Below are 19,486 nucleotides of genomic sequence, written 5' to 3'. Positions count from 1 at the left end.
AACGTAGTCGGACCGGGCGGAGCGTGTGGCTCGCTCGCCGATGTACGCCGGGCCGTGTGGCTCTACCGGAAGGAGCCGGCATTGCTCCTGGGCACCTGGAACCTGGAGAACCTCTACCGGCCAGGGGGGCCGTTCGGGCCCGAGGACAGGGCCGCGTACGAGACGAAGCTGGCCGCCCTGGCCGCGGTGATCACGGAGCTGGACCCGGCGCTGCTGGGCGTGCAGGAGGTCGGGGAGCCCGCGGCGCTGGCCGACCTCGTCACCACGGTGGGCGGCGACTGGCACACCGTACTGTCCGGGCACCCCGACCACCGCGGTATCCGCGTCGGCGTGCTCAGCCGTACGCCGCTGCGGGTGCTGGCCGACACGAAGGCGTTCGCGGCGCGGCTGCGGCCGGTGCAGACGGACGACAAGGGCGGTACGACGGGCAAGGCCGGGCGTGGTCTGCTGGCGGTGGAGACGGACGGGGACGCGGGCCCGCTGCGGGTGGCGGTGGCGCATCTGAAGTCCAAGCTGCTGACGTATCCGAACAAGCGTTTCCATCCCCTCGACGAGGGCGAGCGGGTCCGCTTCGGCACCTATGCGCTGTTCCGCCGGGCCGCCGAGGCGGCGGCGCTGCGCGAGCTGGCCGGGCAGCTGCTCGCGGGCGACGGCCGGGTGCGGGACGTGGCGGTGCTGGGCGACCTCAACGACGACGAGCAGGCCGCCACCACCCAGCTGCTGCTCGGCCCGCCCGGCTCCGAGCTGGCCACGGCGGGCTTCGACCGGCCCGACCTGGGCGACGCGGAGCGGCTGTGGAGCGTGGCCGGGCACATCCCGGCCGACGAACGCTTCTCCCGGGTGCATTCCGGCCGCCGTGAGCTGATCGACCACATCCTGCTCAGCCATCGCCTCATCCACCGCGTGACGACCGCGGGCACCGGCCTGCCGGACGCCGGCCCGCCGCGCCTGCCGTCGGTGGGCGAGGACCCGACGCGCCGCCGGGGTGCGGCGGGGTCGGACCATGCGCCGGTGTGGGTGCGGTTGGGTGCGTGAGGGCGTAGGCCTTCAGGAGGCATCTGCGGCAAGGGCAGACCCGTGCGGTCGTACGACGCCGAGGCCGGCGCCTCCGTACCCGTCGCCGGACGCTAGACGGCCACGGCACGGCACGACGGCCGGACGCGGACATCGACGGCGAGGTCGGGAAGCCGTAGCCCGGTCTGCTCGGCATGGGCCGCGAGACGGTCCAGGAGGTCGCCGACCTGGCGGGTGTGCCGTGGGGTCAGCCGGCCGGTGTCGTCGAGGTGGACGGCGCACGCGGTCGTGGTGTCGACGAGCCGCTCCAGCAGGGCGGCGGCCTCGTCGGCGCCGTGGGCGTGCCGGGCGAGGGCGGGCAGCTCGGCGGCGGCCAGGGCGATGGCGGCACGGGCCTCGGCGAGCGTGCGGTAGGCCTCGCGGCGCAGGATCCAGCGCCGGGCGCGGTCGTCGGAGCCGCTCATCACCTGCGCGAGGTAGCGCCGCGCCGCGTCGGCGGCCGCGGCGAGCCGGGCATGTACGCCGCCGCCCCGCCGCCCCGGCACCGGGAGATGCCCCACGACGAGGACGATCGCGCAGGCCAGCAGCGTCTCACCGATCCGGCCCACGGAGGCCTGCGGTTCGCCGCCCACCATGACCAGGGCGAGCACCAGCACGGTCACGACAGCGGTCTGCGCGGCGAAATGCCGGGTGGCGACGGGAATGAGCGCCCCGCACACCGCCACGACGGCGACGAGCCCCGCGGGTCGCGGCAGTACGGCGGCGAGGCCGGCGAAGACCAGCGCCCCGAGCACGGTCCCCGCGGCCCGGCACAGCACCCGGGAGACCAGCGGGCCCAGGTCCGGCTTGACGAGGAAGACGGCGGTGGCGGGCAGCCAGTACCAGTGGGTGTGCGACCCGTACCACTGGGCGTGGTGCAGCCACTGCGCCACGGCGGCACTGCCCCCGAACGCCAGCCCCGCCCGGAACCCGTACTCCCGCCCGCCGGCCCCGAACGCCGTACGCAGCAGCTCTCGAGCCCCGCGCCGACGGGTGTGAAGATCCCCGCCGTCCCCCTGATCGAAGGCCTCGGCGGCCTTCAGCAGCGCGTCATCGAGCGCCCGCAGCGCAGGCCCGGCCCTGCGGGGCGCGGGCAACGGCCCGCTGTGCCCACCCTCACGCACCACCCTGGCCAACCGCCGCAACGCCGCCCCGGCCCGCCCGACCCCGGCGACCCCGACGTCCCGGGACCGGGCCCCGAGGGCGCCCCCGGCCGAAACCTCCGAAACCTCCGAAACCTCCCGAGACGGCCCGCTGACGCCCTGCGCGGACCGCCCGCCACCGGCCACACCGGCCGACTCTGCGACGCCCTTCGAGGACCAGGCCGCCGCAACCCCGGCCTCCACCGACCACCTGCCACCGGCTTCCCCGGACCACCCACCGGCGCCCTGCCCCGACCGCCCGCCACCAGCCACACCGGCCGAGCCGACGACGCCCATCGAGGACCAGACCGCCCCAGCCCCGGCCTCCACCGACGACCTCCCACCGACTTCCCCGGACCACCCACCGGCGCCCTGCCCCGACCGCCCGCCACCAGCCACACCGGCCGACCCGGCGACGCCCATCGAGGACCAGACCGCCCCAGCCCCGGCCTCCGCCGACGACCTCCCACCGGCGCTCTCCTCAGACCGGACCGCCTCGGCCATGGCCTCCCCAGGCCGCCCACCGACGTCCTCCCGGGACCAGGCCGACGCGCCCCCGACCTCCCCCGACCAGGCCAACGCGGTCGCCGCCTCCGCGAGCGGCAGAGCCGCGGCGTACTGGGCGTGCAGCCGGCGCTCGGCCGCGGAGGTGGCGCCCCTGCGGAGCCGGGGTCCGCCGAGGGCGTCCTGGGCCTGGTCGAGGGCGGCGGTGAGGGCGGCTCGGCGGGGCACGGCGGCGCTGGTCCCGGCGGCGTCGAGGAGCTCCGCGATGGCGTCGTACACCCGGGCCACGGCCGCCCGCTCCCCGTCGAACCGGAAGTCCCCGGCGAGGACCCCGGGCCCGGGCACCACGACCCGCAGCAGCAACAGCCAACCGGCCCCGCCACCGAAGGCGACCGCCGCGAGCCATCCCGGCTCGCCGAGCGGCATCCCGGCCCCGACCGCCGCGGCGACCAGCACCTGCGTGCCCGCGGACGACGCCACGGGCCCCACGGCACTGACGCACCCGGCGCCCACCCCGAGCACCAACAGCCCTGCACTCAGCGCGAAGGCCCCCGCATGCTGCCCGGCGTACGCCCCGGCCCCGAGCCCGAACGCCCCCGCGAGCGCAGGCGCCCCGATCCGCTTCACCGCCGAACGCCGGCTTCCGGGGCGGTCGTTGATCCCTGCCAACATCGCACCGATGGCCGCGACGACCCCGAGCGACACCCGCCCGACGACCAACGCCCCCACCACCAACGGCCCCGCCGCCGACACCCCCCGCCCCACCGCGCCCCAGGGCACAGGCCCTCGCTGGGCCCGCAGAGCATGAGCGATCCAGGGCGGAAGAACGAGGTTGCGCGACACGGGGCTCCTGTCCGTACGAGGGCGGGGTGCACCTCGGACGACGGTGGCCGGGCTGCGTGGCTCCACCGTAGGCCGCGTTGCTGGAGGGGAGGAAACAGCCGCATTTCACGCGTGTGACAGTCGGGCGGAGCGACCGGACATGAGGAGCACAAGGCATTCCGAAGGCCTGGCGCCGGGTCCCCGACGCGCGCTCAACACGCCGAAATCCTTGGCCAAGGGAATCACGCGGCGTGCTACCGTTCGAACGTTTCGTCGGCCCCGACTGGGCCCACCCCGCTTAGCGCGGTTGGAGCCCACCACACCGATGTCAGGAGCTTCTTCATGCTCGCTGCCTCGCGCGGCTCACCTTCCCCGGCGCACTGTTCGCCCGCCTCTCCCCCTCTCGGGGAAGACCCCGTCAGACTTGGCAGCCCTTATTGCGCCCTTGCCTAGCCTGATCCGACCCGCCGACACCAGAAGTCAGTGACGGTTCGTATGCCCGAAGTGGGGCGTAACGATTCTGCGCTCCACTTCGGGCACTTCCTTCCTCATGAGTTGCGCAGCTGTCGATGCAGGCGGCGCCCAAGTCCCCGCACCGGTGGGCCACTTGACCAAGAGCAGCCTGCGGTCGCCACAAGCGCGAAGGGAGAACAGGACACGTTGAACCCCGATATAGGCTTCGGCCGTTCATCCCTGCTGCGGCCCGCCAGGCTTCCCACCGTGGACACGCCCCCACCCGCACGCGTCACACCGTGCTGCCCGGGAGCCCGACTTGCTTCGTGAATCCGTCTCCGCCGCCCGTGAACAGATTTTCAGCGAAGCGCTGTTTCATCGACTGACGGATCGCTTCGTCCACGTCCACGGCTACCGCCCCAGCACGTCGGAAGCGAATTCGTGGCGGCAGAGCCTCCCTCGGCTGCTCGACATCCTGCTCGAGGCCGACTTGGGCGACGTGCATGTCTTCTTCGAGTACCAACTGCCTCTCACCAGCAAGCGGGCCGATGCCGTACTGGCGGGCGTGCATCCCACGACAGGCGAGCCGTCCTACGTGGTCGTGGAGTTGAAGCAGTGGTCCAACGCCGAGCCGGACGAGGACGACCCGCTCCTGTGCCGGATCGACAGCTACTCACGCCCCGTGCTGAACCCGATCGAGCAGGTTCGCGGCTACTGCGACTACCTCGTCCACTTCAACGGTGCGCTCTCCTCCCACCCTGAACGCATAGCCGGCGTGGCCTACCTGCACAACGCGACCGAGTTCGGCATCAGTGGCCTGTACGACGCCGAACAGAACGAGCGCGGCATGCTGTTCAGCGAGGAGCGGCGTGGCCGGTTCCTGGCGTTCCTCAAGTCACGCCTTGCACCGAAGTCGGGCGCTCTCGCCGCCGACGAGCTCGCTGCCGGCAAGATCGCGCCGTCCAAGCAGCTGATGGCCGTCGCGGCACAAGAGGTGCGCGAGCGCGAGGAGTTCGTGCTTCTCGATGAGCAACGGATCGCCTACGAGACGGTCATGCGTGCCGTGCGCCGAGCCTCGACCGCGGACCACAAGGAGGTGGTCGTCGTCACCGGTGGGCCGGGAACCGGCAAGAGCGTCATCGCTCTGTCCCTGCTCGGCGAGTTGTACCGGCAGGGCCGATCCGCTCTCCACGCCACCGGTTCGGCATCCTTCACCAAGACCATGCGGAAGGTCGCCGGCAGCCGGAAGCGTGAGGTCCAGGACCTGTTCAAGTACTTCAACAGCTTCATGACCGCCGAGCGCAACGGCCTGGACGTGCTGATCTGCGATGAGGCCCACCGCATTCGCAGGACGTCGGAGAACCGCTACACGCGAGCGGAACACCGGACCGGCAAGCCCCAACTGGAGGAACTCCTCGACGCCGCCCGCGTGCCGGTCTTCCTCCTGGACGAACACCAGGTGGTACGGCCCGGGGAAATGGGTTCCCTGAAGGAGATCCGGGACGCTGCCGCCGCGAAGAACCTCGCCTGCCACGAAGTTTCCCTCGACAGCCAGTTCCGGTGCGGAGGAAGCGATGCCTACCTGCGCTGGGTCGTCCGTCTGCTCGGACTCGAAGAGGGAGGGGCCCTCACCTGGGACCCCGACGACAGGATGCGCCTGTGCGTTGCCGAGAGCCCGCAGGAGATGGAGGACTTCCTGCAGGAACGCAGGTCAGAGGGTTACAGCGCTCGCATGTCCGCCGGGTACTGCTGGAAGTGGACCACGAAGTACGCGCCGGGTCAGTCGCTGCCCACGGATGTGGTGATCGGTGACTGGGCGAGGCCCTGGAACGTGTACGGGGAGCGGGGTGTCGCAGGCGCGCCGCCGGCGGCGCTGTGGGCCACGGACCCCGCCGGATTCGGGCAGGTCGGCTGTGTCTACACGGCACAGGGTTTCGAGTACGACTGGAGCGGGGTGATCATCGGTCCGGACCTGCTCTGGCGTGGCGATCGCTGGGTCACCGACCGGACAGCGTCCAAGGATCCCGTGTTCAAGAAATCGACTTCCGACGAGGACGTGGACCGGCTCATCCGGAACACCTACAAGGTGCTCCTGACCAGAGGCATGATCGGAACGGTGATCTACTCCACCGACGCCGAGACGCGCGCGAAGCTGCAGGAGCTCGTGGCTCCCTCGGCGAACCGGCCCGTTCCTGCCTGACCCTCACCCTCGGGCGGCGTCGACAGCGCGGGCGAGGATGCGCTCCGCCTCGGCGACCGCCTGCGTCAGCGCTTCGGGTGCCGGGCTCAGGCGGCTCAGGAGTTCATCGATCTCGTCCAGGTCGGCCCGCGCCAGCAGGCCCTTCTCGTTGGTGACCCACTCGCCTCGGGCGGCCAGCACGGCGTGGGCCGTCTGGGACGCGGCCAGGGCGATCGCACCGGCGGCCTGGGTGAGCGCGCCCTTCGGCGCGTGGCCCGCCCTCGCGTAGGCGAGGGTGGCCGCGGCCATGCCGTACCAGTGATCGGGAGCGGTTTTGCGCAGCTCCGGCGGATACCCCACCGGCCCCGCCAGCTCCCCCCACAGCACCCGATTGATCGCCAGCTCCGCCACCACCAGATAGCTCGGGATCCCCGCCAGATGGAACAGCAGCGGCTCCACCCGGAACCGTCCCTGCTCCGCCTCCGCGAGTTCGTGTTCGACCACGTCGAGGTCGCGGTAGTGCACGTCCACGCGGCGGTCGTCGATGGTCAGCCAGGCGCCGCCGTTGAAGACGCCGCCGCCCCAGGCGCCGAGTTCGGAGACCTCGCCCTCCCAGCCGAGGGCGCGCAGGTCGGCCGGGTCAAACGGGCCGCGGTAGTAGACGGCCAGGTCCCAGTCGCTGTCGGGGCGGTGGGTGCCCTGGGCGCGGGAGCCGCCGAGGGCGACGGCGTGGACGGTGGGGAGGGCGGCGAGGCGGTCGGTCACCGCGTGCAGGAAGGCGGCGTCCTCGGTGGTCAGGCCTTCGAGTTCGGGGGCGGCGCGGCCTGCGGGCATGTGTTCCTCCAGAGCTGAGCGGGGGCTAGCCGGCCGTCTCCACCCCGAAGTCGGCCCCGGAGATGTCCCCGAGCCCGGTCACGATCCGCCGCAACGGCTCGCGCAGGGCGGCGAGTTCGCCGCGCATGGCGTCCGACTCCGCCCAGGACGTCTCGTGCTCGAAGGGCGCGACGCCCTCGGGGCGACGGGCCTCGTGGGCGGCGAGGCGGGGGTGCCAGGCGGCGGTGAAGGGGCGGATGACGTCGTTGACGAGGGTGTAGGCGAGGTCCTGGACCGTCGGCGAGCCGGTCGCCGAGCCCCGCTCCAGGCGGATGCTGTACGTGCGCAGCGTGGCGCGCGTGAAGTCGATCAGCGACTTCAGCGAGGTGAGGGCCTCACGGAGACTGCCGGTGCCCGGCGCGAGTTCCTGCACGCCGATGCGGGTGACGAGTTCGACCTGGAGGTCGAAGGCGGCCATCCGCTCCGACTCGCTGGGCGCTGCCATGGGGGCCTCCCTCCGGCTACCGGGGAAGGCCAGCGTAACCGGGCCGGCGCGCTCGTCGTCCAGCGTCCGCAGCGCGGCCCGGCGCAGCGCCTCGGTGCGGGCGGGGGCCGGGTCGTGGTGGTACCAGGCATGCAGGGCCACGGGGTGCGGCTGCCAGCCCGCGTCGGTGTCGGCAGCCGTACCGTCACGCAGACCGCCGTCGGGACGGCTGGGCCCGGCCGCGGGTGCGGGCGCGAGCAGACTGCGGCCGTCGCGCAGACCGCCGCGCAGGCCTCCGTCGGGACGGCTGGGCCCGGCCGCGGGTGCGAGCAGACTGCGCACGTGCAGCTCCGCGATGCCGTTCGCGGCGCGGCGCCGGGCCACCGCGCGCGGCACACGGTCGGCGGTGGCCAGCACGCGCGCCGTGTCCTCGGCGGTGACCGGCAGCGGGTGCAGGGCGGCGGCGCAGCGCAGCACGTCGGCGGCGTCCTCGCCGGTCACGTCGTGCACGAGACGTGCCGTGACCTCCTCCCCCGCCAGCGTGTCGAGCAGCGATCTGCCCCGCGCGTGCAGCCGGTCGTACAGCGTGTGCGGCCGATGACCGGCCCGCACCGCGCGGCCCAGCAGCGCCAGCGCGAGCGGATGCCCGCCCACCGCCTCGGCCAACACCTCGTCACCGGCCAGCTCACGGGCGTGCCGGGCGTCGAGCGGCCCCAGGTCGACGGCCGCGCCCAGCGCGTCGTAGGCCCTGCTGCGCAACGTGAACAGGGTGTGGGCCAGCGGATGGGGCGGGGTCAGGTCCGCGACGGCCCGTGGCCCGAGGCGGCCCGCGGGGAGGGAGTCGACGATCCACAGGAACGGTTCGCCGATGCCCTCCAGACCCTCGTACGAGCGCCCGATACCGAGGGCGCGCAGCGAGTCGTCGTACGCCTCGCCGTCCAGCCGGAAGACCCCGCCCGGATACGCGGCCTCGAAGCGGACCGCGTACTCCTGCGCGAGGGCCGTCTTGCCGATGCCCGCCATGCCCCGGATCTGCGCCGCGCGGGCCACGGCCCGGCCGGTGACCAGGGGCGCGGAGTGGGCGTGCAGGGCGGAGTGCACCTGCCACAGCTCCGGCAGCCGGCCCAGGAAACCGGCGGGTCCGCGCAGGCCCGTCCGGTGCTCCCGGATCGTCATGGGCCCCTCCAGCCGGGCCACATGGGCGCGTACGTCGGCCACGAGCGCGGCGAGGTCATGGGCCGGGGCGTGGCGGGCGTCGCGCAGCTCGACCGGGTGGATGTGCCCGGTCGTCGGCTCCGGGTTGACGACCATGACCCGGCGGCGCGGGTCGCCCTCCCCCAACCCGGCCAGATAGGCCGTGGTCAGCTCCCACTGACAGGCCTCCCGCTCGGGGTAGGCCGTGGAGTAGTACGCCAGGAGCGCCCTGGAGCAGGCCAGTTCGCGCCGGATGGTGTCGCTGATCCCGGCGAAGGAGGCCACACCGCTCTCGTCCGTGAACACCGTCAGACCGCCCTCGCGCAGCGCACGCGCCAGCGGACGGACCTGCTCCACATCACCGCGGCTGTAGCTGAGGAAGACGTCCCACACGGCGACTTACCCTACTGTGGACGTGGGGAGGGCGATCATGGGACACAGTCAGCGCAGGCGACGCCGGCCGAGCGGCCCGTCGCAGATCACGGCCACGCTCGCGATTCCGTTCGTCGGCGAGATCTCCGGCACCTGGCAGCCGGCCGACGCCGAGCGCAGTGCCGCCTGGGAGCTGTACCTGGAGCTGGTGACCCGCGTGTCGGTCGAGGAGCTCGACCCGGAGGAGGGCTTCCTGCGCGAGGCGCTGTCGTCGCTGTACACCTTCTTCGACACCACCCGCGAGATCCTGCGCCGCTACGGCCCGGACGTGGCGCCTCCGCTCGCGCCGGGCCACGTCAGCTTCGGCGTCCTCGCGGTCACCGTCCTCAACCGCGTACTGCGCCCGCTGCTCGCCTCCTGGCATCCCCGGCTGACCGCGTACGAGTCCCAGCGGCCCGAGGAGTGCGACCCGGTGGCCTGGGAGCGGGGCTGGGAGCACGCGCCGGCGCTGCGCGCCCAGCTCGCGGAGGTGCGGCGGACCCTGGTCTCGCTGGCCCGCACGCTCCAGGAGGTGGCCGGTGTCAGCGACCTGATCGACCTTCCGGCACCGCGCTCGCCCGGACTGGGGCCGATTGGCGCACCCCCCCCCGGCGTTTCGGAGGGGTCCTGAAGGTCGTGCCGCGAGCTGCCTGAGGGCGGCACGGCGCAGGAAAACCGGGTGCGGCCGGCGGCCGTGATCGGGGACGATCGGCGGTCGTCGGCCACCTTGTCCCAGGAGCCCTTGTGATCCAGCGCGTCACCGTCCCCGGCCTGTTCCCGCCGCCTCGCTACTCCCACGCGTCCGTGGTCGAGGCCGGCACCCGGCTCGCCTTCCTCGCCGGTTCGGTGCCGCTCGACGCCGATGGCAAGCTCGTCGGGGAAGGCGACCCGGTCCGGCAGGCGGAGCAGGTGATCGCCAACCTCGGGGAGCAACTCCGGGCGGTCGGCAGCGGCTTCGCGCAGGTCGTCCACACCGACGTGTACGTCGTCAGCAGCGAGACCGCCGTCCTGTCGGCCGTGTGGGACGTCGTCGAGGCGTCCGGACTGAGCACCGGGCCGCACTCCTCGACGCTGCTCGGTGTGAACTGCCTCGGTTACACCGGGCAGTTGGTGGAGATCACGGCCACGGCCGTCGTCCCCGAGCATCCGGAGGTCACGCTGCGCCGGGCGGTCGCCGCCGACGCGGAGGCGGTGGCCGAGGTGTATCTGCGCTCGTACGACGCCGCCCTGCCGACGGTCGTCCGCCCCCACACCGACGACGCCGTGCGCGCGTACATCCGTGATGTCGTGGTGCCCCGGCGGGAGACCTGGGTGGCGGAGGCGGACGGGGTCGTGGTGGGGCTGATGGTCCTCGCCGACGAGGAGATCTCGCAGCTGTACCTCCACCCCGACTGGCGGGGCCGCGGCATCGGCGACCGGTTCGTCGCGCTCGCCAAGGAGCGCGCCCCGCGGGGGCTGAGCCTGTGGACCTTCCAGGTCAACAAGCCCGCCCACCGCTTCTACGAGCGCCATGGGTTCCGCGCCGTGGAGCACACCGACGGCAGCGGCAACGAGGAGCGCGAGCCGGACGTGCGGTACGAGTGGCGGCCGTTCAGCTGAGGGGCCTTCCCCAGGTACGCCGCTTCGGCAGCGGCCGCGCATAGCCGCCCGCGCGGCTGGTGTTGAGGCCGAGGGCCACCAGCGACTCGGCGAGACGGACGGCCGCGCCGACCCCGTCGACTACCGGCAGGCCCAGTTTGCCGCTCACCTCCTGCTGCAGTCCCGTCATCCCCGCGCAGCCCAGCACCAGCACCTCGGCGCCGGCCTCCCGGGCCCGTTCGGCCGCGGTCAGGAAGGCCGCCCGGGTGCGTTCGGCCTCGTCGAGGTCGAGCACGCCGAGGCCGGTGGCGACGACGGCCGCGCAGTTACGGCCGACACCCGCCGTCTCCAGGCTGTCCTCGATCTGGCCGCGGGAGCGGTCGAGCGTGGTGACGACGCCGTAGCGACGTCCGAGGAGGCAGGCGAGGTGGGCGGCGGCCTCCGTGATGTCGACGACCGGCACGTCGACCAGCTCCCGCACGCCCTCCCGCCCGTGCTCACCGAAGCCGGCCATGACGACGGCGTCGTACGGCGGACCGTCGTACGACCGCAGCGTGTCGAGTACGGCGGCGGCGGACAGGTAGCTGTCGAGCCAGCCCTCCGCGGACTCGGGGCCCCAGGCGGGGGTGAGCCCGGTGACGGTGGTGCCCGGCCCGGCGGCGGCCCGGGCACCTCGTACGATCTCCTCGGTCATCTCCCGCGTGGTGTTGCAGTTGGTGACGATGATCCGCACGCCGCTCAGCCCTCCACCCCGGCGGCCGTCCGCTCGGCCCGGCACAGCAGCGCGTACAGGCCCGCAGCCAGCGCCGTACCGATGAACCAGGAGTACGGCGCCACATCGGAGAAGGCCTTCACCAGCGCCAGCACCGCGGCGACCGCCGCCGAGGGCAGGAACGCCCACAGCGCCTTGGGGTTGACGCCCTTGCGGTAGTAGTACGGCGATCCGGGCTCGGCGCTGAACAGCTTCTGCACGTCCACCCGGCCGCGCCTGACCCAGTAGTAGTCGACCATGATCACGCCGAACAGCGGGCCGAGGAAGGCGCCGAGTCCGCCGAGGAAGTAGTTGACGACGGTGGGGTTGGAGAAGAGGTTCCAGGGCGTGACCACCAGCGCGGCGACCGTGCTGATCATGCCGCCGACCTTGAAGGTGATCTTCTGCGGCCAGACGTTGGCCAGGTCGTACGCCGGCGACACGAAGTTGGCGACGATGTTGACGCCCATGGTGGCGATGGCGAACGTCAGCGCGCCCACGACCAGCACCCAGGTGCTGCCGATCTCCGCGACCAGGAAGGCGGGATCGGTGATCTCTTTGCCGAACACTTCGTACGCACCTGCGGTGACGATCACCGAAACGATCACGAAGGCCGTGGAGTTGACCGGCAGGCCCCAGAAGTTGCCGCGCCGCACAGTCCGGTAGTCCGGCGAGAAGCGGGAGAAGTCGCAGAAGTTGAGCATCAGCGTGCCGTAGGTGGCGAGCACCAGGCCGACCGCGCCGAACCACTGGCGCCACTGCTCGCCGGTGGAGACCGGGTGCGGGGTGGACGTCAGGGAGATGGTCCAGTCGGCCTTGGCGAGGATCCACACCGCGAGCGCGATCATCACCAGCCAGATCGCCGGGCCGCAGAAGTCCTGGAACTTGCGGACCGACTCCATGCCCCTGCTGATGATCGCCGCCTGGATCAGCCAGAGGGCGACGAAGGAGACCCAGCCGAGCGCGTCGAGCCCGAGGAACGAACTCCGCGTCCAGGACTCCAGCCCCGGCCAGGCCGCCAGCAGCATCACATTGACCGCGACGGAGGCGAGGTAGGTCTGGATGCCGTACCACATGATGGCGATGACGGCCCTGATCAGCGCCGGGATGTTGGCGCCCCAGACACCGAAGCTGATCCGGCTGACGACCGGGAAGGGCACGCCGGTGCGCTGACCGATACGACCCATCATGTTCATTCCGACATAGATGATCACAAAACCGATCAGCAGCGACGTGAAGATCTGCCAGACGTTCATACCGAGGAACAACAGCCCCGCGGCGAACGTGTAGTTGCCGAGGTTGTGGACGTCGGACATCCACATCGCGAAGAGGTCGAAGACCTTCCAGTTGCGCTGCTTCGCGGGTGCGAGGTCTTCGTTGGTGAGGCGGGGATCGGGGACGAAGGCGGCGGTGCCGGTGGCTTCGGCACGGTCGGCGAGGGACACGGGGCCTCCCGGAACGAGGGGACGGAGGGAGCTGCGCGCGCCGTTTGGTATACCAAACTGCCGACATGGTGCCGCCGTCAAGCATCCGGACCGATGTCCTTGCGGTTAACCCTCCGTAAAACGCCCTTGGGGTCGGCGAAGATGGGCCCATGACGAAGATCGAACCCCTCGGCGCGGTGCGCGAGCGCGTCCTTGCCGCCCTGCGGCAGGAGATCATCGCGGGCCGGCTGCGCCCCGGAGACCGGCTCGTCGAACGCGAGCTGGCCGAACGCTTCGGAGTCTCCCGCGTCCCCGTCCGCGAGGCCATCCGCGCCCTGGTCGCCGAGGGCTTCGTCCACTTCGAGACCCCGCGCCGCACCGTCGTACGCCGTCTCACCCCGGCCGACGTCAAGGAACTCTTCGAACTGCGCGAGGCCCTGGAGGTCTACGCCGCCGGACTCGCCGCCACCCGGGCCACCCCGGACGACCTCGCCGAACTCGCCGAACTGCTCGACCGCGCGGCCACCGCCACCCGCGCCGACGACGCCGAGACCATCACCGACGTCAACACCCGCTTCCACGACCGCATCCTGGCCACCGCGGGCAACAGCCTGCTGATCTCCGTCATGGAACCCGTCGACGGCCGCCTGCGCTGGCTCACCCGGCGCAACGAGGAATGGCCCCAGCTCCTCACCGAACACCGCGAGCTGTACGACGCCATCGCCTCCGGCGACCCGGACCGCGCCCGCACCCATGCCCTGGACCATGTCCGCGCCAACTACCGCTCGACGGTACGGCACCTGTTCGGCGAGGACGCGCTCTAGGACTGCTCGTCGGTGTCCCGCTCGGTGTACCGCTGGCTCTACCGCTGGGCGTACTCGTCCGTTGCGGCGACCAGCAGATCAGCCACTCCCGGCGCGCCTCATTTCCTGTTGCTCCCGTTCTCCTTCGGTCGCAGTCCCGCCGCCCCCGCAGCCGCGCCCAGCACCTCCCTCAGCATCTCGGGCGTGAGCCGGCCGGTGAAGGTGTTGCGCTGGCTGACATGGAAACAGCCGAACAGCTCCAGGCCCTCGCCTCCCTCTCCGTCCCGCAGACTCACCCGCGCCCCATGGCCGAACGCCGGCCGCGGCCGCGGCACCGTCCAGCCCGCCTCCGCCATCGCCGGCAGCGCCGCCTGCCAGCCGAACGCCCCCAGCACCACCACCGCCCGCAGCGTCGGCCTGAGCAACCGCAGCTCCCGCACCAGCCAGGGCCTGCACATGTCCCGCTCCCCGGGCGTGGGCCGGTTCGCCGGCGGCGCACAGTGCACCGGCGCCGTCACCCGCACCCCGTACAGCTCCAGCCCGTCACCGACCGCCACCGACGTCGGCTGCGAGGCCAGCCCCACGTCGTACAACGCCTGGTACAGCACGTCCCCCGACCGGTCCCCCGTGAACATCCGCCCCGTCCGATTCCCCCCATGCGCCGCCGGAGCCAGCCCCACCACCAGCAGCCCCGCATCCCCCGGCCCGAACCCCGGCACCGGCCGCCCCCAGTACGTCCACTCCATGAACGCCGCCCGCTTGGTCCGCGCCACCTCCTCCCGCCACTCCACCAGCCGCGGACAGGCCCGGCACCCTGCGATGCGGCGATCGAGAGCGGGCACGTCGACGAGTTCTGGGGGGAGGGGGTCCGTGGAGAGAGGGCCGGTGGGGAGGGGGTCCGAGGTGAGGGGGTCCGGGGCGTTCGGGGGTTGGCTGGGATCGGTCGGGTCGGTGGGGGCTTCCGGCTCGCTGGGGCCGGTGGAGCGGGCGGCTGGGTCCATCTCTCCACGGTAGGGCGGGTGAGGGAGTTAAGGTCGATGCCATGGCTTCCCAGGACGCGGACGAGACGCAGCACCCCGGTGCCGCCGACGACGGCGCCGCCACCCAGCCCGACCCGCAGACGGCCGACCGGACGGTCGCCGACCCGAAGATCGCCGACCCGAAGGTCGCCGCCGCCGTGGCCGCGGCCGAGGCGGCCGGGCCGTCCAACGGTGAGAGCGTGCGCGTCGACAGCTGGATCTGGTCCGTACGGCTGGTCAAGACCAGGTCCGTCGGCGCCACGGCCTGCAAGGGTGGGCACGTCCGCGTGAACGGCGAGCGGGTCAAGCCCTCGCACTCCGTCCGCATCGGCGACGAGGTCCGGGTCCTGCACGAGGGACGGGAGCGGGTCGTCATCGTCAAGCGCCTGATCCGCAAGCGGGTCGGCGCCCCGGTCGCCGTCCAGTGCTACGTCGACAACAGCCCGCCCCCGCCGCCCCGCGAGGCCGTCGCCCCGGCAGGCCTCCGCGACCGCGGAGCAGGCCGCCCCACCAAGCGCGACCGACGCGAACTGGAACGCCTCCGCGGCCTTGGCGGCCTCGGCTTCCTCCCGGGAGGCCGATCCCCGCAGGAGCGTCGGCCCTCACTTCCGTCCGAGGAGGAGTGAGCGAGACCTTCGGGAGGTTCCCCTCTCACGCGTTGCGTCGGACCAGCCGCAGCAGGTCCGCGTTGTGACCCCTGCGCGCCCAGGCGACCAGAGCAAGCGGCACGATGAGGATCAGCGGGGTCGCCGCGTTCTCCCCGTCGAAGACGGTCATCTGGAAGACGAACGCCCCCACCATCAGCCCGCTCAGCGCCACCGCCGCAACCGACTGGAGCACCGGCACCAACAGCGCCACCGCACCCGCCAGTTCCAGCGCCCCGATGCTGTACATCCCCACGCTGCCCCACCCGATCTCGTCGAAGACCTCGGCCGCGCTCGAGTGACCGATCAGCTTGGGCAGCGCGCTCGCGATCCCGAAGAACAGCGCGAGCACGATCTGTAGGCCCCGGAGGGTGATTCGGGCCCAGCGGCTGTGTGCGCCGGCGGCCGCGGGGGCGTTGACGCCGGTGCCGATACCGGTGCCGGTGCTCGTACCGATGCCGGTGCTCGTGCTGGTGACGGCTGCGGTGGTCTCGGACATGGGGTTCTCCTGTGTGCAGTGGTCCGTTCTGCGGTCACAGAGATGGACCCGCACGTCTGCCCGAACTCATCGCTCCCCAGCGGACTTTCTCACCCAGCCGAGCCCGAAGAGGCGCTCGACGAGTGCGTCCGTCTCATCATGTGGGTGTTCCCTACGTTCGGATCTGGGCGCCGACCGATGCCCCTGCTCGTACCTGCTCGTGGTCCTACGGCCGCCACTCCTCCCCCACCTCCTCCACGCCCCGAACCGCCCTCGCCCATATCCCGTCCGCCGTCAGGTACTTCTCCACTCTCAACCCCGCCTCCCCCAGCGCATCCTCGAACTGCTCCTTGGTCAACGGCCGCGACAGGAAGGTCTGCGTCCAGACGGCGTCCGGGAACTCGTACTCGGCGCGGATCGAGTCGACTCCCTCGCCGGCAGGTTCGGACGACACGATCCGCACGGTGAAGCCGCTGGGGTCGACCCGCTCGCGCGGCACATTCGTGTGGTAGTCCGCCCCCTCCCGCTGAATGAGCACGCACCCGCCCTCGGCGAGATGCCGTGCGCAGGTGCGCAGCAGGCCGCGCCGCACCTCGATGTCCCCGGCGTGGACCAGGAACGAGGCGAGCATGACCACGTCGAAGGTCTCGCCCAGGTCCAGATCCTCGATGGAGCCGCATATCGTGCGTGCCCCGCGGACGCGGGCCAGCATCTCCGGCGACTCGTCCACCGCGGTGACCGTGAAACCGCGTTCCAGCAGGGGATGCGTCATGCGGCCCACCCCGCAGCCCAGCTCCAGGATGTGCGCCCCTGCCGGGACGGCCCCGGCGATGATGTCCGGCTCGTCCCCGATCGGGAGCCGGGAGTAGAGCTCCACCGCACAGCCGTCAGGAGTGATCGCACCCGGTCCCGTACCGTCGTATCCCGCTCGCATTTCCAGCCTCATGCCCGTCCAACGGCCCACGCTGACACCGCCGTTCCCACCCCGGCATCGTTCACTCGTTCGTGTAGGAGCGCCCCGGCGAGGCAACCGTTCGAAGCTCCGGTGCGGTCCGCTGAACCGGCTCGGCCTCCTCTTGGAGAACGTCCGGCGCCGGAGTACGTTTCAAGCAGGAGCGGTGAGATCCATGCGTACGGGCAGTGAGCCGGCGACCGCGCGCAGTGCACTGCGGGCGCGCTTCTGGCTGAGCCTTTGGGGTATCGCCTGGGCGATCTTCGGGACGGCCGCGTTCGCGCTGGTCGGCCGGATCGGCTGGGCGATCGCCTGCGGCGTGCTGTGGCTGGTGGCCACGATCGACCTGAGCATCGTGCTCCGGCACATCCGGCAGGGCCCGCATTATCAGCCGGGCCCCGATGTCCCGCCGTACCGGCCGCCGGAGAACCGCGGGCCATGACCGACCGACGATCCGGGAGCAGCCGACGGTCCGCGCCAGCCAACCCTCCGCGAGCAGCCGTCGTCCATGAGCCCGTCGGCGGTCCGTCAACCGCCGGTCACGAGTCGAAGCGCGCCGCCTTGAGGTACTGCGGGTTCGGGTCGAGCGCGGCCGCGAGGCGGAAGTGGCGCTTGGCCTGGTCGGGACGCCCCTGGCGCTCATAGGTGCGGGCGAGCGCGAAGTGGGCGAAGGCGTTGTCCGGCTCGCGCTCCAGGACGATGGTGAACTCCAGCTCGGCAGGCCGCAGTTGCGCCGCCGCGAAGAAGGCGCGTGCGCGCAGCAGCCGGGCGGCGGTGTTCTCCGGATGGGCGGCGATGACCCCGTCCAGCAGCTTCACCGCGCCGCGCGGATCCCGTGCGGCGAGCAGTTGCTCAGCGGCACGGAAGTCGATGACATGCGTCTCCGGAGTACGTCCGGTCGAACCGCTGGTCTCGGGCACGGCACAGTCCTTCCCACGCTGCAGCGTTCCAACGCCCACGGCGGACAGCGCTATTCCCCGCCGTTCCCTCCGCCCCTCGCCGCGACGGCACCCGCCTGAGCGTCTCAGGAAAGACCGGCGCGGCCGCGGGCCCGCTCCGCGAGGTCCTCCCACACTTCGTGTACCCGGCGACGGAGTTCCGGAAGCGGCACGGCGTTGTCGATGACGATGTCGGCGATCTTCCGGCGCTCCTCCCGGGTGGCCTGGGCGGCCATACGCGCGCGGGCGTCCTCCTCGGTCATGCCGCGCAGCCGCACGAGCCGGTCGAGCTGGGTCTCCGGTGGGGCGTCCACGACGATGACGAGGTCGTACAGCGACGCCAGGCCGTTCTCCGTGAGCAGCGGCACGTCATGGACGACGACGGCGTCCGCGGGGGCGGCTTCCTCCAGCTCGCGCGAGCGGGCGCCGACCAGCGGGTGGACGAGGGAGTTGAGCAGGGTCAGCTTCTCCGGGTCGCTGAAGACGATCGAGCCCAGCTTGGGCCGGTCCAGGCTGCCGTCCTCAGCGAGCACCTCGTCGCCGAACGCCTCGACGACGGCGGCGAGGCCAGGCGTCCCGGGCTCGACGACCTCACGCGCGATGCGGTCCGCGTCGATCAGTACGGCTCCGCACTCCACGAGCAGCCGCGACACCTCGCTCTTGCCGGCACCGATGCCGCCGGTCAGGCCCACTGTCAGCATGAGCGGAAGCTTAGGCCCTGCCTCTGACAGCCGCCCCGCCGGGACCGGCCGGGGTCAGCTGCGACGAACCCAGGTCCAAGGAGGCCTAGCTCAATTGCGACAAACCCTGGCCGAGGCAAGCCGGCCTCAGCTGCGACGAATCCCGGCCAAGGCAGGCTGACCGGCCTCAGACGTCGCCCTCCCGCTCCGCCAGGAACTTCTCGAACTCGCGCCCGATCTCGTCCGCCGACGGGATGTCCACCGGCTCGGCGAGCATGTTGCCCCGGGTCTCGGCCCCCGCGACGGCGTCGTACTGGTGCTCCAGCCCCTGGACGAGCGAGGTGAGCTCCTCGTCGCCCTCCCGGATCTGCCGGTCGATCTCGGTCTGGGTGCGCTGCGCGTCCGTGCGCAGCGCGTGCGCGATGCCCGGCAGGACCAGTCCGGTGGCGCCCGTGATGGCCTCCAGGACGGTCAGGGCGGCGTCCGGGTAGGCGGAGCGGGCGATGTAGTGGGGGACGTGGGCGGCGACGCCGAGGACGTCGTGGCCGGCCTCCATGAGGCGGTACTCGACCAGTGACTCGGCGCTGCCGGGCACCTGGGCCTCGTCGAAGGGGCTGCGGTGGCCGGGGATCAGGTCGGTGCGGTTGCCGTGCGGGGTGAGCCCGACGGGGCGCGTGTGCGGGACGCCCATGGGGATGCCGTGGAAGTTGACGGCGAGACGGACGCCGAGCCGCTCCACGATCTGCTCGACGGCGGCAGCGAAGCGCTCCCACTCCACATCCGGCTCGGGTCCGGACAGCACCAGGAACGGGGCTCCGGTGGCGTCCTGGACCAGGTGCACAGCGAGCGTGGGCTCCTCGTAGTCGGTCCAGCGGTCGCGTCGGAAGGTCAGCAGCGGGCGCCGGGCCCGGTAGTCCACGAGCCGGTCGTGGTCGAAGCGCGCCACGACCTGGTGGGGCAGTGAGTCGAGGAGCCGGTCGACGATCTGGTCGCCGGTCTCACCCGCGTCGATGTATCCGTCGAAGTGGTAGAGCATGACAAGGCCGGCGGACTCCTGGGCGAGCGCCATGTCGACGACAGCCAGGCCCTTCGGCTCCCATGTGTACAGACTCTGCGGATCAAGCACAGTGACCGCTCCTCCTCGTGTTCACAGTGAACAACGAG

At 72.1% G+C, this 19,486-nt stretch carries 19 protein-coding genes and 1 pseudogene; 8 read left to right on the top strand and 12 right to left on the bottom strand.

What is annotated here, in order from left to right; translation table 11 throughout:
- Positions 1 to 81: 81 nt before the first annotated feature.
- Positions 82 to 1,035: an endonuclease/exonuclease/phosphatase family protein gene (locus RKD23_RS28470; protein ID WP_424856282.1), complete on the top strand. Its 954-nt coding sequence runs from the start codon at positions 82 to 84 to the stop codon at positions 1,033 to 1,035.
- A gap of 92 nt (positions 1,036 to 1,127) precedes the next feature.
- Here RKD23_RS28470 and RKD23_RS28465 read toward each other — a convergent pair whose 3' ends face one another.
- Both RKD23_RS28465 and RKD23_RS28460 read right to left on the bottom strand, forming a co-directional pair.
- The gene (locus tag RKD23_RS28465; protein WP_424856281.1) at positions 1,128 to 3,542 is read right to left on the bottom strand and encodes an FUSC family protein; all 2,415 of its coding nucleotides are present in this window, start codon (positions 3,540 to 3,542) and stop codon (positions 1,128 to 1,130) included.
- A gap of 724 nt (positions 3,543 to 4,266) precedes the next feature.
- The gene (locus RKD23_RS28460; RefSeq protein ID WP_424856280.1) at positions 4,267 to 4,545 is read right to left on the bottom strand and encodes a hypothetical protein; all 279 of its coding nucleotides are present in this window, start codon (positions 4,543 to 4,545) and stop codon (positions 4,267 to 4,269) included.
- Between RKD23_RS28460 and RKD23_RS28455 the strand changes: the two genes are divergently transcribed.
- Positions 4,540 to 6,174 carry a DNA/RNA helicase domain-containing protein gene (locus RKD23_RS28455; protein WP_424856279.1) on the top strand — a complete coding sequence of 545 codons (1,635 nt, stop codon included), beginning with the start codon at positions 4,540 to 4,542 and terminating at the stop codon, positions 6,172 to 6,174. The two genes, RKD23_RS28460 and RKD23_RS28455, sit on opposite strands and share 6 nt — an antisense overlap.
- Positions 6,175 to 6,177: 3 nt before the next feature.
- Here the strand turns inward: RKD23_RS28455 and RKD23_RS28450 are convergent, their stop codons facing one another.
- Entirely contained in the window at positions 6,178 to 6,987 is an 810-nt protein-coding gene (locus RKD23_RS28450; protein ID WP_424856278.1) for a nucleotidyltransferase domain-containing protein, read from the bottom strand.
- 25 nt (positions 6,988 to 7,012) lie between these two features.
- Entirely contained in the window at positions 7,013 to 9,037 is a 2,025-nt protein-coding gene (locus RKD23_RS28445; RefSeq protein WP_424856277.1) for a TIR domain-containing protein, read from the bottom strand.
- 37 nt (positions 9,038 to 9,074) lie between these two features.
- Between RKD23_RS28445 and RKD23_RS28440 the strand changes: the two genes are divergently transcribed.
- The 3 genes and pseudogenes from RKD23_RS28440 (at position 9,075) to RKD23_RS28430 (ending at position 10,654) form a co-directional block, all read left to right on the top strand.
- Entirely contained in the window at positions 9,075 to 9,686 is a 612-nt protein-coding gene (locus tag RKD23_RS28440) for a hypothetical protein (protein ID WP_424856276.1), read from the top strand.
- 113 nt (positions 9,687 to 9,799) lie between these two features.
- Positions 9,800 to 10,198: pseudogene (locus RKD23_RS28435) on the top strand (RidA family protein); the annotation flags it as partial.
- Complete coding sequence (locus RKD23_RS28430) at positions 10,172 to 10,654, top strand: N-acetyltransferase family protein (protein WP_424858351.1); 483 nt, start codon at positions 10,172 to 10,174, stop codon at positions 10,652 to 10,654. The pseudogene RKD23_RS28435 and the gene RKD23_RS28430, both read left to right, overlap by 27 nt.
- Here RKD23_RS28430 and RKD23_RS28425 read toward each other — a convergent pair.
- On the bottom strand, positions 10,647 to 11,366 hold the full coding sequence (locus tag RKD23_RS28425) for an aspartate/glutamate racemase family protein (protein ID WP_424856275.1): 720 nt from the start codon (positions 11,364 to 11,366) through the stop codon (positions 10,647 to 10,649). The genes RKD23_RS28430 and RKD23_RS28425 overlap by 8 nt on opposite strands.
- Positions 11,367 to 11,371: 5 nt before the next feature.
- Entirely contained in the window at positions 11,372 to 12,829 is a 1,458-nt protein-coding gene (locus tag RKD23_RS28420) for an NCS1 family nucleobase:cation symporter-1 (RefSeq protein ID WP_424856274.1), read from the bottom strand.
- 149 nt (positions 12,830 to 12,978) lie between these two features.
- Here RKD23_RS28420 and RKD23_RS28415 point away from each other — a divergent pair, with 149 nt between their 5' ends.
- Positions 12,979 to 13,632: a GntR family transcriptional regulator gene (locus RKD23_RS28415; RefSeq protein WP_424856273.1), complete on the top strand. Its 654-nt coding sequence runs from the start codon at positions 12,979 to 12,981 to the stop codon at positions 13,630 to 13,632.
- A 98-nt stretch (positions 13,633 to 13,730) separates the two neighbouring features.
- On the opposite strand, the gene RKD23_RS28410 is transcribed toward RKD23_RS28415, so the two are convergent.
- Entirely contained in the window at positions 13,731 to 14,612 is an 882-nt protein-coding gene (locus RKD23_RS28410; protein ID WP_424856272.1) for a uracil-DNA glycosylase family protein, read from the bottom strand.
- 41 nt (positions 14,613 to 14,653) lie between these two features.
- Here RKD23_RS28410 and RKD23_RS28405 point away from each other — a divergent pair, with 41 nt between their 5' ends.
- Positions 14,654 to 15,256 carry an RNA-binding S4 domain-containing protein gene (locus RKD23_RS28405; RefSeq protein ID WP_424856271.1) on the top strand — a complete coding sequence of 201 codons (603 nt, stop codon included), beginning with the start codon at positions 14,654 to 14,656 and terminating at the stop codon, positions 15,254 to 15,256.
- 25 nt (positions 15,257 to 15,281) lie between these two features.
- Here RKD23_RS28405 and RKD23_RS28400 read toward each other — a convergent pair whose 3' ends face one another.
- Together RKD23_RS28400 and RKD23_RS28395 are read right to left on the bottom strand one after the other, a co-directional pair.
- On the bottom strand, positions 15,282 to 15,773 hold the full coding sequence (locus tag RKD23_RS28400) for a DoxX family protein (protein WP_424856270.1): 492 nt from the start codon (positions 15,771 to 15,773) through the stop codon (positions 15,282 to 15,284).
- Between the two features lie 205 nt (positions 15,774 to 15,978).
- Entirely contained in the window at positions 15,979 to 16,686 is a 708-nt protein-coding gene (locus tag RKD23_RS28395) for a class I SAM-dependent methyltransferase (RefSeq protein WP_424856269.1), read from the bottom strand.
- Between the two features lie 193 nt (positions 16,687 to 16,879).
- On the opposite strand from RKD23_RS28395, the gene RKD23_RS28390 reads away from it, so the two are divergent.
- Entirely contained in the window at positions 16,880 to 17,146 is a 267-nt protein-coding gene (locus tag RKD23_RS28390; protein ID WP_424856268.1) for a DUF6343 family protein, read from the top strand.
- A gap of 97 nt (positions 17,147 to 17,243) precedes the next feature.
- On the opposite strand, the gene RKD23_RS28385 is transcribed toward RKD23_RS28390, so the two are convergent.
- The 3 genes from RKD23_RS28385 to RKD23_RS28375 all read right to left on the bottom strand — a co-directional run bounded on the left by RKD23_RS28385 (position 17,244) and on the right by RKD23_RS28375 (position 19,448).
- Positions 17,244 to 17,624 (bottom strand): tetratricopeptide repeat protein, encoded by a 381-nt coding sequence (locus tag RKD23_RS28385; protein WP_404034175.1) that lies wholly within the window; start codon positions 17,622 to 17,624, stop codon positions 17,244 to 17,246.
- Between the two features lie 104 nt (positions 17,625 to 17,728).
- Entirely contained in the window at positions 17,729 to 18,343 is a 615-nt protein-coding gene (coaE, locus tag RKD23_RS28380; RefSeq protein ID WP_424856267.1) for a dephospho-CoA kinase, read from the bottom strand.
- Positions 18,344 to 18,509: 166 nt separating this feature from the next.
- Positions 18,510 to 19,448: a PAC2 family protein gene (locus RKD23_RS28375; protein WP_424856266.1), complete on the bottom strand. Its 939-nt coding sequence runs from the start codon at positions 19,446 to 19,448 to the stop codon at positions 18,510 to 18,512.
- Positions 19,449 to 19,486 lie beyond the last annotated feature (38 nt).

Source organism: Streptomyces sp. SAI-170 (assembly GCF_049739565.1).
In the GTDB taxonomy this organism is placed as follows: domain Bacteria; phylum Actinomycetota; class Actinomycetes; order Streptomycetales; family Streptomycetaceae; genus Streptomyces.
This window is presented reverse-complemented; position numbering and strand designations above follow the sequence as displayed.